At 53.9% G+C, this 13,623-nt stretch carries 12 protein-coding genes; 1 reads left to right on the top strand and 11 read right to left on the bottom strand.

Features of this window, described 5'->3' with window-relative positions; all coding sequences use genetic code 11:
- Positions 1 to 55: 55 nt before the first annotated feature.
- The gene (locus HMPREF2609_RS01425; RefSeq protein ID WP_246825529.1) at positions 56 to 1,288 is read right to left on the bottom strand and encodes an MFS transporter; all 1,233 of its coding nucleotides are present in this window, start codon (positions 1,286 to 1,288) and stop codon (positions 56 to 58) included.
- Between the two features lie 181 nt (positions 1,289 to 1,469).
- Complete coding sequence (locus tag HMPREF2609_RS01420) at positions 1,470 to 1,745, bottom strand: hexameric tyrosine-coordinated heme protein (protein WP_202983050.1); 276 nt, start codon at positions 1,743 to 1,745, stop codon at positions 1,470 to 1,472.
- Between the two features lie 330 nt (positions 1,746 to 2,075).
- On the opposite strand from HMPREF2609_RS01420, the gene HMPREF2609_RS01415 reads away from it, so the two are divergent.
- Complete coding sequence (locus tag HMPREF2609_RS01415; RefSeq protein ID WP_070449352.1) at positions 2,076 to 3,044, top strand: MIP/aquaporin family protein; 969 nt, start codon at positions 2,076 to 2,078, stop codon at positions 3,042 to 3,044.
- A gap of 155 nt (positions 3,045 to 3,199) precedes the next feature.
- Here HMPREF2609_RS01415 and HMPREF2609_RS01410 read toward each other — a convergent pair whose 3' ends face one another.
- The 9 genes from HMPREF2609_RS01410 to HMPREF2609_RS01370 form a co-directional block, all read right to left on the bottom strand.
- Positions 3,200 to 3,823: a VanZ family protein gene (locus HMPREF2609_RS01410; protein ID WP_244864838.1), complete on the bottom strand. Its 624-nt coding sequence runs from the start codon at positions 3,821 to 3,823 to the stop codon at positions 3,200 to 3,202.
- Positions 3,824 to 4,006: 183 nt separating this feature from the next.
- The gene (locus tag HMPREF2609_RS01405) at positions 4,007 to 4,456 is read right to left on the bottom strand and encodes a fluoride efflux transporter FluC (protein ID WP_238382438.1); all 450 of its coding nucleotides are present in this window, start codon (positions 4,454 to 4,456) and stop codon (positions 4,007 to 4,009) included.
- Positions 4,444 to 4,902, bottom strand: a complete 459-nt coding sequence (locus HMPREF2609_RS01400) for a fluoride efflux transporter FluC (RefSeq protein WP_048752584.1) — start codon at positions 4,900 to 4,902, stop codon at positions 4,444 to 4,446. The genes HMPREF2609_RS01405 and HMPREF2609_RS01400 overlap by 13 nt, the downstream gene beginning before the upstream one ends.
- Before the next feature lie 234 nt (positions 4,903 to 5,136).
- Entirely contained in the window at positions 5,137 to 7,887 is a 2,751-nt protein-coding gene (locus HMPREF2609_RS01395; RefSeq protein WP_246825528.1) for an MMPL family transporter, read from the bottom strand.
- Between the two features lie 58 nt (positions 7,888 to 7,945).
- Entirely contained in the window at positions 7,946 to 8,599 is a 654-nt protein-coding gene (locus HMPREF2609_RS01390) for a TetR/AcrR family transcriptional regulator (RefSeq protein WP_070534581.1), read from the bottom strand.
- 128 nt (positions 8,600 to 8,727) lie between these two features.
- The gene (locus HMPREF2609_RS01385; protein ID WP_070534579.1) at positions 8,728 to 10,293 is read right to left on the bottom strand and encodes a sensor histidine kinase; all 1,566 of its coding nucleotides are present in this window, start codon (positions 10,291 to 10,293) and stop codon (positions 8,728 to 8,730) included.
- 85 nt (positions 10,294 to 10,378) lie between these two features.
- Positions 10,379 to 11,122 (bottom strand): response regulator transcription factor, encoded by a 744-nt coding sequence (locus HMPREF2609_RS01380; RefSeq protein WP_004005894.1) that lies wholly within the window; start codon positions 11,120 to 11,122, stop codon positions 10,379 to 10,381.
- Positions 11,123 to 11,306: 184 nt separating this feature from the next.
- Positions 11,307 to 12,170 (bottom strand): hypothetical protein, encoded by an 864-nt coding sequence (locus HMPREF2609_RS01375; RefSeq protein ID WP_070534577.1) that lies wholly within the window; start codon positions 12,168 to 12,170, stop codon positions 11,307 to 11,309.
- Between the two features lie 274 nt (positions 12,171 to 12,444).
- Positions 12,445 to 13,581, bottom strand: coding sequence for a Fic family protein (locus HMPREF2609_RS01370; protein WP_070534575.1), 1,137 nt, complete (start codon positions 13,579 to 13,581; stop codon positions 12,445 to 12,447).
- Positions 13,582 to 13,623: the final 42 nt, after the last annotated feature.

Raw genomic sequence — 13,623 nt, 5'->3', positions numbered from 1 at the left:
CCAGGTGAGTGTACCTCACGCAGACTTTCTAACCGGCGAGTTATTGCGCAATAGCCTACGAAACGTGAGCTTCCGTCATGTCAGCATCCTCATCTGCTTCCAAGTAACGGTTAGCAATTGGAATCCAGGTGAGGGTTAGTGCCAGCAACACCCCGCCGATCGTCAGCACGGTGAGGCGCGTGCTCGTTTCCGCACCCAGACCTACGAGCGGGTTCACCACAATACCCACGAGGCTCCCGACAGAACTTGCCACATTCAGCACTGTGGCGCGGCGATGTGCAGGAATCAGTTTATTGGTTACAGCAGAGGTGATCGGCCCGCGCGCGTGAATACCCACCACCACAAGTAAGAACCCCGATACTACGGCAAGGACATGCGGCACCGCCATCAGGCAGAAGCCCGCGGCACCATACCCCATGGCCAGCAGAAGCGCGGTTTTGCGCCCTACCCGCTTCTCGATACGCCCTGCCGCATAGTTATACCCTGCCGCAAGGAGCTGACCGACACCAGCGATCACGCCCCATGTTGCAATAGGCACATCTTGCGCGGCAAAAAGCGGCTGGTTCAGCGTGTACACCGCGTTGAAAAGTGCGAAGGATGCGCTCGAACCTACCGCAACGTACAGCAGAAGCGGCGAGGTAAAAAGTAGTTTCACACCTATTTTTAGCGAAATCCACGAAGTTTCAGGGTGTTTATCGTGAGTTTTCGGATTCTGCTGCGGCAAAAACGCCACACAAACTGCCGCAACTACGGCCATTGCCGCCGATAACAGAGCAGGCAGTGAAATATCGACGGACCCCAACGCAGAACCCACCACGGAACCTGTTACTCCCGCAGTGAGCATCAGGGCGCTAAGATGTCCCCATGCGCCAACCGCTTTCGCATCAGCATCATCACCAAGGGAATCATAAATATAGGCGTCTTGCACCCCCGTGAGCATGGCAATACTCAGCCCACTCATCACAAACGAAAGAGCATAAATGGAGAAATTTGTGCCAGCTGCAAAAAGAATCTCAGCAATCGCGTTGAACACAAAACCGGCACATACAAGTCTCCGGCGGTCGAAACGGTCGCCAATAATCCCGGCAGGAATTTCAGCCACCAAAATACTAGCGACCAAAACACTTTCCAGCATGAAAATATCGGTGAGCGATAACCCACGGCTTTCCAAGAAGAACGCACTGACCGGCACATAGAAATCAAATCCGGCGGCAATCATGGCGAGCGCCATGGGTATTAGGGATTTGCTCGACCAGACGATCTGACGTGCGGTATATGTGGCGCTCACCTGTTTCTCCTAATTTTTATAGCTAGTCAGGACGCGAATATGGAAGAGGGTTCCATGTGCCGTGCATCCTTATTTTCTATTCTCTAGCATCCCGCATAAAAAGTGCCTTTGTGTGAATAAAACGTTTAAACCCGCTTTATTCACACAAAGGCACTTTTTATCGGGTAAATCCAGGTCAGGGTTACCGCCAGTAGTTGTTGGCTGCCGCGATGGTCTGGAACTCGATGGCTACCACCTGCGCCGCAGCTGTCAGCGAGTCCGGGTCTACCGCGTATTCCGGGCGCCCCGCTTTGAGAGCATCCGGGTTAGGCTGAATCTGGTGGATGGTGTGCCGCGCGATGAGCATCGCTAGCTGTCGGCCTTCTTCGGGGGTTTCGGTGATGAGAGTACCACCGGGAATGCCCTGTAGTTCTTCTGCCGGAAGTCGCTGACTCATGGTAAATACTCCAATCTGCATATACTCCTTCAACGCCACCGTAATGAACTGCCCCGGGCGCCCTCAAGCAAGTTTCCCCTGATGCTCGGGTTAAGCCACCCCTTATAGCCAGCACCGCATCGGCAAGCAAAAACCGCATCAACATCCGTGCCGCTTAAACACGCGGGATGCGCCTCCAAACCCTGGACTATCACACGTGATGTACGCCCCACTTTTCCACACAAACCCACGGATACCGCTTATGTCTTTGGGTTACTTTATCCCAAAGTATTGCTATTTCGAGCTTCATCACGTCTTATAGAAACACATATAAAACCAAATATTCCAACATAAACACAAGCAGAGGGTTCCGTGCACACCATTAGCCCCTACCTCGCCGAATTCCTAGGTACACTCATCATGTGCACTATCGGATGCGGCGCCATCGCCACCGTCGAGCTGCGACGCTCCAAAGGGCACGGCGACAACTTCTTCACTATCGCCTTCGGCTGGGGTTTTGCCGTAGCCTTCGGTGTCTACGCCTCACACCCGTATTCCGGCGGGCACCTGAACCCCGCGGTCTCTGTAGGGTTGGCGGCTTTTGGCGAATTTGATTGGGCTAAGGTCCCCGGGTATGTGATCGCCCAGCTTCTCGGAGCCATGGCTGGCGCGGGGCTGGTGTACCTGAACTATCTGCCGCATTGGAAGGCCACCGCCGATCAGAAAATTAAGCTCGGCGTATTCTCCACAGTTCCCGCCATTCACAACTATTTCACGAACGCGCTTTCCGAAATTATCGGTACGTTCATGCTCGTCTTCTCGGCGCTGTACACCGGCGTGAACTTCAAGCCCACGATTACCACCGGCGGCGTGGAACTCTCCCTGAACCTCAACGATGTGCTCAAGCCCCTCGCCTTCGGCTTCATGGTAGCTGTGCTCGTGGTTGGGCTAGGCGGGCAGACCGGTTACGCCCTGAACCCTGCGCGCGATCTGGGGCCGCGCATCATGCACGCTCTGCTGCCCATTCACAATAAAGGAACCTCACGCTGGTTCTATTCGTGGGTTCCCGTCTTTGCCCCGCTTGTGGGCGGTTTTATGGGAGGAGCGTTCTTCAAACTCTATTACGAGAGTGAGTTCACTCTCTGGGTTGTCATCTCGTCGGCATGCGCCATCGCGCTTTTAGGGTTCGCGTATTGGGCAAATAGCCACCTGTACCGCGCACCCAGCGCAGAGGTGATTCCGCAGGGCGAAGACACCCAGGCGACTGCTGCGAGGGCTGCGGCGACCTACACCGCCACCGGTTCCATCCCGATTATCGAGAAGCGAACCTATCAGCAGTAGGCTCAGGTTAAGTTCGGGAGCGAAAAGTTGCAGCGGGAACGTGTCCTTCTGACTCGTTACCTCGTCAGCTTCGGAACGTTATTAGGTGCCTCGCACGCTCGGAATAACGTCCCTCAGCGACTGCAACTTTTCACTCCTGGATTCTCGATGTACCCTTACCCGATATGATCCGGCAGGTGGCGGTAGCGCATCCGACGGCGGATCCGACGCCACACAAGCACAAGGAGCGCACCGATCAGGGCGCCGACGGTGTTGTTGATAATATCGTCCACGTCGAAAGTGCGGTATGCGCAGGGCACCAAGCCCCAGTTGCCGCTCAGCTGGCTCAGTTCGATGAAGAGAGACAGCCCGAAACCTGCCAAGGCTGAGGCACGCAGACCCCAGCGCAGGCATCCGGCAGTAAACAGCCCTATAGGAATAAACAGGCCGATGTTAAAGAAGAGTTGGGCGAATGCCCGCGAGGTCGCGCCGCCGGTTCCCGGGGTTTGCAGCATCTGGAATGCTTGAATCCAGCTCCAGCCAGCATAGAGGCGTGGATAGTATAGCTCTGAGTGGCATTTTCCATCATCCACCCCGATGGGGGTGAGGGTCAGAACCAAAACCACCGCCAAGAATAGTGAAAATATGCCGGTGATGATATAGTGCCGGGCTGTCAGCGACGATCCCGCGCGGCGAGCGCGCGTTCTCATCAGAAGAAAACCGAGGGCAAAAAGAGCGAGGGTAGCGCAGATGATTTCAAGACTAACCGTCCCCATCTGCTCCGATAGTAGTTTCCTCATCCACATTCCTCGTCAATAATGTACAGCGTCATAGGCAAGCCGTGAGTGGTAAAAACTCGCCTACCACCAGTGTAAAGCTATTGGGGCAACATCAAAGAACCGGAGCTTCACACGCCGCCGAATGCGCCCCTCACCTGTGCTGCACCCCACACGGATGCACCCTGTAGACCCTACCTAGCCGGGTTAGAAGAAAATATCGATAGGGATGATGGGGGCTACATCATCCCCCAGCAACAGGACGAAGCAGAGCGTGCCCGCGAGCGCCGCGAGAACCGCCCCGATAACCTGCACGAGCCAGAGCATCAGGAATTTGGCTCGTTTGCCTTCGCGGCGTGCCGTAAGCGCTTCGACCATCGCGGTGGAGAAGGTGGTGAACCCACCGAGCAGACCGGTGGTGATGGCGGTACACCAGAAGATGACGGATCCGGAGGCACCGTAGTGAATATCAAGCGCGTTCGGGTTGGCGACCGGCATAATCAGCAGCCCGTAGAGGAATGACCCCACCAGGTTAATCACGAATACGGGGCTGATAATAGAGCGTTCGGTGCGTAGACGGGGCGACATTTTGACGTCGAGAAAATACCGGGTCATTGCCCCTAAACCGCCGAGCAGAAAGACCGTTAGTGAGAACATGATGAGTCCTCTTGAGCACTGGCACGGCGGGCCTCACAGCGGGCGGCGATTTTTCCGCCCGTAAAAAGACCTGATGCTGCGGCCGCTAGACCGCCGATAAAGAGCACGGCAAGGCTGAGCAGAACGTACCACCCGTGCACCGTGTAATGAATGAATACCGCCTGCGCTGTCACCGCCGCGATGGACGAGTAGGTGGTATACCCGCCCATCATGCCGGCGCCGAACAGGAAGCGGAACGGGCGCACCGCTTCTTCGCCGTGCATACGGGCGCGCGATGCCCACAGCGCGGTCAGAAGCCCCAGGGTGAAGGAACCGATCAGGTTCGCAGCAAGCACGCCACCGGGTGTGTGGATGCGGCAGAAGGCACCTATACCTCCTCCTAAGAAAACCAGCAGCGGCGCGGGTATGCGGTTCAAGTATGCGGCGAGCGTTCGTCTTTCTGCCATCGTACGGTGCGCCCCTTCGATGCGCTCGGGGTGAGAACTCGTGTTCTCGCGGCGATCCCCTACTTTCACCATAGACCACGGAGGTACCAAGACGTTAATAAACGTGTTTTGTGTAGCCTACCGCTCATCACCTAAAAAGCGCGAGCAGGTCTTTTTTACTCCGACAAGGTAGGATTTTCCTACCTGCTCGGCACAATACGACCTGCTCGCGCGGTATACGGTATCAGCTAGCGGTTATTCAGTTTTCTTCTTCGCCCAGGGAATCTCGACCTCGGCTACTTTTTTCGCCGCGGACTCCTGTGCTGCTTCAGATTCCTGTGCTTCGGCTTCTTTCTCCTCAGAATCGTCGGACGCTTCAGATTCGCTAGACCCTTCATCACCATCGTCGGATTTATCCGAGTCTTTGTGGTCCAGCTCTTCCAGAAGGGTCGCGCCTTCCACGTCCATATTCGGAACGAGCTTATCGAGCCACTTCGGCATCCACCATGCTTTATCGCCCAGCAGGGTCAAAACTGCGGGGGTGATAGTCATGCGAACCACGAAGGCATCAACCAGCACGCCGAAGGCCAGGCCGAAGCCGATGGGGCGAATCATTGCGGATTCGGCGAAGATAAACCCGCCGAACACCGAGATCATGATGATCATCGCGGCAACCACCACACGCACCGCATGGTTGTACCCGGCGACGACGGCGGTTTTCGCATCCTTACCGTGCACATAGGCTTCGCGCATGCCGGAGACCAGGAACACCTGATAGTCCATCGCCAGACCGAAGAGAATGCCAATCATAAGGGTGGGCAGGAACGCCAGAATCGGACCGGGATCGTGCACCCCGAAGAGGGATCCCAAGAAACCCATCTGGTAGACCGCAACCACGGCACCAAAGCTAGCAAGAATCGAGAAGAGGAACCCAACCGAAGCAACCAGCGGCACCAGAATCGAGCGGAACACGAGGATCAGCACGATAAACGACAGCCCCATGACGACCGCTAAATACAGTGGCAGTTTCTGCGCCAGCGTATTGGAGACGTCGATATTACCGCCGGTCAGACCGGTCACGCCCAGGCGCACATCGGTACCCTGCACGTTAACATCAACCTGCCGCAGCTGCTCAACCAAGTTCACGGTTTCAACCGAGCTAGGCCCGTGTTTGGGGATCACCTGGAAAATCTGCAGGGTGTGATCATCGGTTTGCCCGATGGGAACTACGGTTTTTACGTTGTCGGGGTCTTTCGCCTCAACCGCATGGGCGATATCGAGCTGTGCCTGCTCGGCCTGCGCATCGCTCATGCCTGCGGGGGTGTGTGCCACTGCAACCACGGGACCGCTCATGCCTTCGCCAAACTTGTCTTTAACAATCTGGTAGGCTTGATATTCGGTGCTTTCAGTCTGTGCGCTCTCTGCCGAAGGAAGACCCATGCGCATCTGACCCATGGGAATAGCGATAGCACCCAGTACCGCCACACAGAGCAGAATGGTAACCACAGGTTTAGCGAGCACGATGCGCAGCCACCCATGCGGGGTAGCCTCACGCTTTTCCTGCTCGGCGTGATGCGCTGCAATCTTTTCGGGAGTATCGATAGATGCCCACGTTTTCTTCGACATGACCTTACGGCCGATCAGCGAGAGCATAGCAGGGGTTAAGGTTACCGAAGTCAACACGGCCACGAAGACGCACAATGCCGCCGCATCGCCCATGTATCCCAGGAAGGGAATACCTGTCACGTTCAGGGCAAGCAGGGCGATAATCACGGTTGTTCCGGCGAAGAGAACCGCGTTACCGCTGGTGCCGTTAGCGACCGCGATAGATTTTCGCAACGGCATACCGTCCATCAGGTTAGACCGGTGCCTGTTGAGAATGAACAGTGAATAGTCGATACCCACCGCAAGACCAAGCATCATGCCCAGCATATAGGTGGTTGAGCTCATATCGACGAGGGATGAGAACGACAGGGTTCCCAGAATACCTATCACCACGCCCACAAGCGCCATAATGATAGGCAGCCCGGCAGCAATAAGAGTACCGAGCATAACGATAAGCGTAATGAGTGCCACCACAATACCGATAACCTCGCCAATACCCATACCCACATTGGGAGATTCGGCGATATTCTGGTCAAAATAGACCTTCAAACCCTTCAGATCGGCACTCTTGAAGTGTTCCATGAGCTTTTCTTTATCAGCCTGAGGGGTTTCTGCACTCTTTGTCTTAAAGAAAACCCCGGCGATTGCGGTCGAGTTATCTTCAGAGACCGTTCGGTAGTCGCTTGTCAGTTCCAAAAGCGCAGATTTGCGGGCGTATTCCGACTGCTGTTCGGGGAGTTTCTTCTCAGCATCGGCAAGTTCAGCAGACTTAGCATCATATTCTTTCTGAGACTCTTCCAACTTAGCGCGTTGCCCATCCAACTGCCCCTGTTGGGAGCCGAGCTGTTCACGCACAGACTCTAGAGCGCCGGCCGCCTTGGCTTGTTCGCGGGCTTCGTCGAGTTGTTTTTGTGCAGCATCCAGCTGCTCTTTGCCGTCTTTAAGCTGTTTACCGGCTTCTTCGAGCTGTTTCTTGCCGTCTTCGATGCGCTGCGGTGCGGCGTCGAGCTGAGGTTTGCTTTCTTCGAGCTGTTTTTTACCGTCGGCTATCTGCTGTTCGGTGGCGAAGGGATCGCTGACGGCATCAACAGCCGAGTTCTCATCCTTGAGGCTGTTCAGCGTGGTTATGAAGGCCTGTTTCTGTTCCTCGGTGATTGCGGATCCGTTATCTGTCTTTACAACAATCTGCCCGTTACCACGGTTAGCATCGGGGTACCGAGCAGAGAGTTCGTCGGTAAGACGCTGGGTTTCGGTTCCGGGCATCGTGAAGGTGGTCTTCAGCTGCCCGTGGAATGCGCTATAGCTACCAGCAACACCGGCAATAACAAGCACCCAGATAGCAATAACCGCCCACGCCCTGCGTGCGGCAAAGCTACCTATGGAATATAGCCACTTAGCCACTATGGTTCTCCTCAAATGTCTCTGTATCGGTTGAGTATGGTGTGCTTATTTACCGCACCTATGCGTATTTGCCGTCGACTAGCTCTTCGACGTAGTCGAGGCAGTGTTCTATGTTTTCCCGCATTTTTTCGGCATTTTCGGGCGGCTGTGGGTTGCCTTCGGCGTCGTAGAAGGAGGCCGCGATTCCCTCGCAGATAGCGGAAGCAATGAGGTTCCCGAAGATTGCGATGCGCATCCGCGGTATGTCCTGCCGCTCCTGCCACAGCTTGTCAATGACCATCTCAATGGAGTTCAAATAGGAGGTTGAGCTGTACTCATTGAACTTATTATCGAGAGAGTAGTCGTGAAGGGCGAACAGCAGCCGAGCGTGGGGTTCTACGTGCTCGGCAAGGCGTTCGGTGGTGAATGCTGCACGCACACCGTTGAGCATATCCCGCTCGGGATGCGCTCCTCTGGGGGTGCAAAAGTCGGGGATGACCTCAAAAATACGGCGCAGGTAATCGTTCAGGCGTTCAACGACGGCGGCTTCTACCGAAGAAAAATGGTTGAAGATGGTACGCCTGGATACACCAGATTCTTTGGCGAGCGCATCCGCCGTGAGCGCCTTAAGACCGCCTGCGAGCACAAGTTTTTCTGCCGCATCCATAATGGCGATGCGGTTCTCGGCTTTACGCGCGGAGCGTTTATCTACAATCTTTTGGGCAATACACACAGTTATTACACTAAGTGCAATATTGCACCAAGTGCAACTATTTTTTGTGTGAACTCAACCATATTTCTGCACTGAGTGCATATTGTTTAAAAAGTCTCTGCTCGCCAGAAAGCCCCGAGCCAAGCGGTCTATGAGACCGAAACCCCCTGCCGCATAAGCGGAAGACGTACCGAAAATTCGGTTCGTCCGGGGCGGCTTCGCACAGAAATCAGCCCGCCGTGTGCCTGTACGATCGCCTGTACGATCGCCAATCCGAGGCCGGTCGTCCCGTCAGAGCCCGAACGCGCCTTGTCTGCCCGCGCGAATCGGTCAAAAATCTTGGGCGCAAACTCTGGGTCAATTCCGGGACCGTTATCCACAATAGTCATAAGCGCTTCACGCCGATCCGCAGATACCCGCAGCCCGGCAATAACGGTCGTACCCTCGTCCGTATGTTTGCGCGCATTAGAGAGCAGATTCAAAATAACTTGCTGAATCTGCGAGCGGTCCGCGATCATCTCAACCGGTTCATCCGGCACATCCATGCGCCAGATATGGTCGCGTGCCGCCGCCTGCATATCCGAAACGCTCTCGACAAGCAGCTCGGTTAGGTCGATGTTCTCAAACTTCGGTTCACGCCCTTCGTCCAAGCGCGCCAGCAACAGCAGATCTTCCACGAGACGCGACATTCGTTCGGTCTGCGAATCGATGCGTGCAAGCGAGGACTGCCCACCGTCGGCGAGAGGTTCCGTCCACCGCAGCATATCGGAGTAGCCCTTAATGGCGGCCAGCGGGGTGCGCAGCTCGTGGGATGCATCCGCAATGAAGGCACGTATCTGCTTTTCGGTACGTTCACGCACGTCCAGAGCCGAACTCACATTATCAAGAAGTTGATTGAGGGCATACCCTACAGACCCCACTTCGGTGCGGGGATTCGCATCCTTGGGGGTCACACGCACTTCGGGGGCAATAGTGTCAGATTCCAGATTGAGGCGCGCCACCTCGGTCGCCACACCAGAGACACGCTCTAGGGGCTTCATCGTTCTGCGAATTACAAACGAACCCAAAAACCCGGTACCGATCATCACGGCAACCGATCCAATACCCATTGTGATAGAGAGCATGGTAAGGGTCTGATACATTGCCCCCAGCGGCACACCGGTGATAAGCGCATCCGAAGAAGGCCCCGGTGAAGAAACCTTCACCATGTATTTACCAACGTCAAGATCCACTTCGGTAAGCTGGCTATCTTGATTTACGGTGTTCCGAAGAGAGTTAAGAGTCTCGCGGTCTTTATCGCTGAGCTCCTTGATACTCCCGTCAGCACTCAAATACCCCGAGAATTTGTAACCACCCTGATGATCAACACAAAGGTTAATGGTTCCGGCACCCTGACCCGGCGTATAGAGAGGGTTTTTCGGATTAGATTTATCGAGGCACTCAAAACCGTGACCGCTGGGAGAATTATTGGGGTTGGCGGCGCGATTCGCAGTTTCTTTGAGGGTACTGCCGATTTGTGATCGCAGAGAGTTCTGTAGCGTGGCATAGGTTGAAACGCTGGTGATAAAACAGGCGATTCCTAGAGCCGAAACGAGAATAAGAATAAGCCGCCTGCGCAGATGCGGCATTGGGCGTATAGCGGTTTTATCCCGTTTTTTTCGACTACCCTGTGGGGGCTGTGTCTCGGGAACACTGGGAGCTTCCACAATGGTCACAGACTTCACCCCTTCCAGGATATATTACTAAATCGGAATATAAGAATATATAGACCTTGACTAGGCGCTTTACACAATCAGGGGCTTAAACTGCCGGTCGAATTACATAGCCAGCACCACGTACCGTATGGATCATAGGCTCACGACCCACATCAATTTTCTTCCGTAGATACGAAATATAAAGTTCCACAATATTCGCCTGACCACCAAAATCGTAATTCCAGACGTTATCCAAAATCTGGCTTTTAGAGACCACGCGCTTCGCATTCTCCATCAGATAACGCAACAGGTCGAATTGGGTTGCCGTGAGAGCGATAGGTTCACCGCCACGTGTAACTTCGCGAGTATCTTGGTTGAGCACCAAATCCCCCACAACGAGTTCGGCATCGTCAATAGCGGCAACACCCGAACGCTGCACCAGTCGGTGCAGGCGAATCATAACCTCTTCCATCGAAAACGGCTTGGTCACATAGTCGTCGGCACCGGCGGCAAGCCCTTCGATGCGGTTATCCACCGAATCTTTCGCGGTCAAGAAGAGGCAAGGCACTTCGGGGTAAAACTTCCGGATGCGGTCCAACAGTTCCAGACCGTCGAAACCGGGCATCATAATATCAAGCACCAGCACATCGGGGCGCCAATCGCGGGCAATAGCTAAGGCTGCGGGTCCATCACCAGCCGACTGCACCTCCCACCCGATCATCTTCAGGCCCATACTGACGAGTTCTTTGAGCATCTCCTCATCATCGACCACTAGGGCACGAATAGGGCTGCCGTCCGGATGTTCAAGGGTCGGCAGGTTTTTAGCGATTTCGGTTGCTTTGCTGCTCATAGTGTTAAGGGTAGCGGTATTTAAACGCCTGTGTAGGTTTAGTGGCTACTTTTCGAGTAGAACATAAAATATACATGCCCCGTACACAGCCTGCACACAGTATTCCTAACCCGCCAGTACAAGGATGTCCACAAAAAGTGGGTGACGCGCATTAGTCCACGTCACCCACATTATGAGGAATTATTTAGAGGCGAATACCGCTTGGTACTACTGTACGAGGCTGAAGCGGCACAACACCACCGCCGCCGGGAGAGCCATATCCGTTAACGCGGGATGGCGTGGCTGTTTGGGCATCCGAGAAATCTTCATCCCGAATCTCTCCTCGATCAGTGATCTCGGTGAGTATTTCTTTATCCCGGTCTCCCACCCGTATCTCTTGGGGAAATATTTCAATCCATGAGCCGTTAGAGCAGGTCATGACTTTTACTTCCCGGTCTTTAATATACCGATAGGTGCCGTCCGCGTTAACGTATGTTTCTTGTCGGGTTCCATACCCGTAATTAGCTTCGGTGATTTCCTGCCAGGAACCGTCAGCATGCAGTTCTGCGCTGTGGCTCTTTGTTTTCATGGTCCAGGTTCCATCAGCTTTGACTTCCCCATGTTCATCGCCGCGCTTATCGTAGATCCATGACCCATCGGATTCGTTGATAGTGGTCCATTTCTTATCTTTGCTGTCCACAGATTCGGTGGATCTGGGGCGGGGCTTACCTGCTTTGTTATCGTCAGTCAGCGCTATCTCTTTTTCGCTGATGCCCTTTTTCTTGAGTGCTTCAAGGTCTGGGTTTTTGCCGGATTCGTGGCTCGGGCAGGTGATTGGAAACTTAACGTCCCGCATAAAATCAAGACCCCGTGCCTTTTCCGGGTGCTCCAAAAGTTCAGATACTTCAATCTGCTGCCCAGCAGACGAGGTGTTCGAGCCGGAGGATGATGCCACAGCATGCGAGGTTTGGGGCGAGGAACTATTGGATGAAGATGCGGTTCCTGATGAACACGCACCCAGGGCAAAAACCAGAGCAATGCCCAAAGAAAATACAGAAAGTCTACGCATTAAAAGTCCTTATCGGTGACTATGAGGGAAGTTACAGAATCAAATATACCCCGCCTCAGGTCTTCGCCACCGAAGACACGCTTCTGCCGGTCATAGGAGCCAAACGCAGGTACCCTTCTACGAACGCCTTCTAGCGCCCATTATTTAACAGCCCGCAAACCATTATTTAACCCAATACCCATCTTTACCCTTATATTTCGGGGAATTTTTGGAAGGGCACAGAATCATTATTTAACCCAAGGTCACACAGTATTTACTCTGTTACCGGAGGATCTTACATACCATCACGTAAAATCTGCGGAAGCATCCCGAGTTCATCAAGTTGCCTCACCACATAGATCGTCAGATCGTTTCCCTGCACCCGTACACTGTATTGACGAGTCCCCTCGGGCCGATACAACAAATCACGATCGACTAGTTTCTTCAGGTATTTACTGCGAACCGCTGCAGACCCAGGCACAAGGTCTTCAACATCTTTAGCATGAGCCCGACCCATCTCAGCAATGCGAAGAAGCACCGCAACATCACGACTTGTCAGAACAGCATTTTGATAAGCCTTTTCAAGTACCGGACCGTAAAGCTCATTCAACACAAAACCGGTAGACGATAATTCAAGAATGTTCTTCACATCGGATTCGATTCCCCGCAAAACATATAAGCACCACGATTCAAGATCATCATCGCGTAACGAATCGGCGGTCTCCAAATGCCGATAGTAGGCGTGACGATCCGACCCAAAAACAACGGTTGGGTTCAACGCTCGATACCCATGTGTTGCGGTAAAGCCGAGCTTAACGAGCATCGCATAGGTTATGAGCCGTGACACACGACCGTTTCTATTCCCGAAAGGATGAATCCACACGAACCTGTGGTGGCTAATAGCAACCTGCAGCAGGTGATACTGTGGGCTCATGGGTTTGTTCATAAACTCAACAAGCTGGCGCATATCAGCGGGTACGGATTCCGGTCCGGGAGGCTGGTGCGTAGACTGCGCGATGCGCACCTCGGAACTTCGATAACTTCCAGGGGTAGCATCACCTTCCCGCTCTAGCCCATCGACTGCGAGCGCGTGAAGTTCTCGAATAAACATTTCCGTCAAGACAAAATCTTCAGTCACAACGTCGTCAATATAAGCACTGGCTTTTTCAAGATTGAGGATTTCACGCACACCGTCATCAAAGCTCTGTCCATCGCGCACACCTTGGAGCGCATCCAGCATCGTGGTGCGATTTCCTTCGATGCGCGCCGACATAATATTGGAGAGATTTTGAAAAAGCTTTTGCAGGTCGCTGTAGAGTGGCAGGTCCGTTTGATCCTGCCCCTGCAAAGTGGTTCGAATTCGTTCAAGCTCAATAATGGTCGAAGCTAGATCAGAGGTAAAACTGATGTGGGGAATACGAATAGGCTCCATACCTTCTATACTACCGACAAGGACTGCATTATTTAACAGCCC

The organism is Rothia sp. HMSC058E10 (assembly GCF_001809415.1).
GTDB lineage: Bacteria > Actinomycetota > Actinomycetes > Actinomycetales > Micrococcaceae > Rothia > Rothia dentocariosa.
Note: the sequence above shows the minus strand (reverse complement) of the source record. Positions and strands in the feature narration are given on the sequence as shown.

Coding starts and splice junctions, on each gene's coding strand:
- HMPREF2609_RS01420 (WP_202983050.1), bottom strand. CDS start 1,745: ATGCAGATTGGAGTATTTACCATGAGTCAGCGACTTCCGGCAGAAGAA.
- HMPREF2609_RS01410 (WP_244864838.1), bottom strand. CDS start 3,823: ATGAGGAAACTACTATCGGAGCAGATGGGGACGGTTAGTCTTGAAATC.
- HMPREF2609_RS01405 (WP_238382438.1), bottom strand. CDS start 4,456: ATGTTCTCACTAACGGTCTTTCTGCTCGGCGGTTTAGGGGCAATGACC.
- HMPREF2609_RS01400 (WP_048752584.1), bottom strand. CDS start 4,902: ATGGCAGAAAGACGAACGCTCGCCGCATACTTGAACCGCATACCCGCG.
- HMPREF2609_RS01380 (WP_004005894.1), bottom strand. CDS start 11,122: ATGAGCAGCAAAGCAACCGAAATCGCTAAAAACCTGCCGACCCTTGAA.
- HMPREF2609_RS01375 (WP_070534577.1), bottom strand. CDS start 12,170: ATGCGTAGACTTTCTGTATTTTCTTTGGGCATTGCTCTGGTTTTTGCC.
- HMPREF2609_RS01370 (WP_070534575.1), bottom strand. CDS start 13,581: ATGGAGCCTATTCGTATTCCCCACATCAGTTTTACCTCTGATCTAGCT.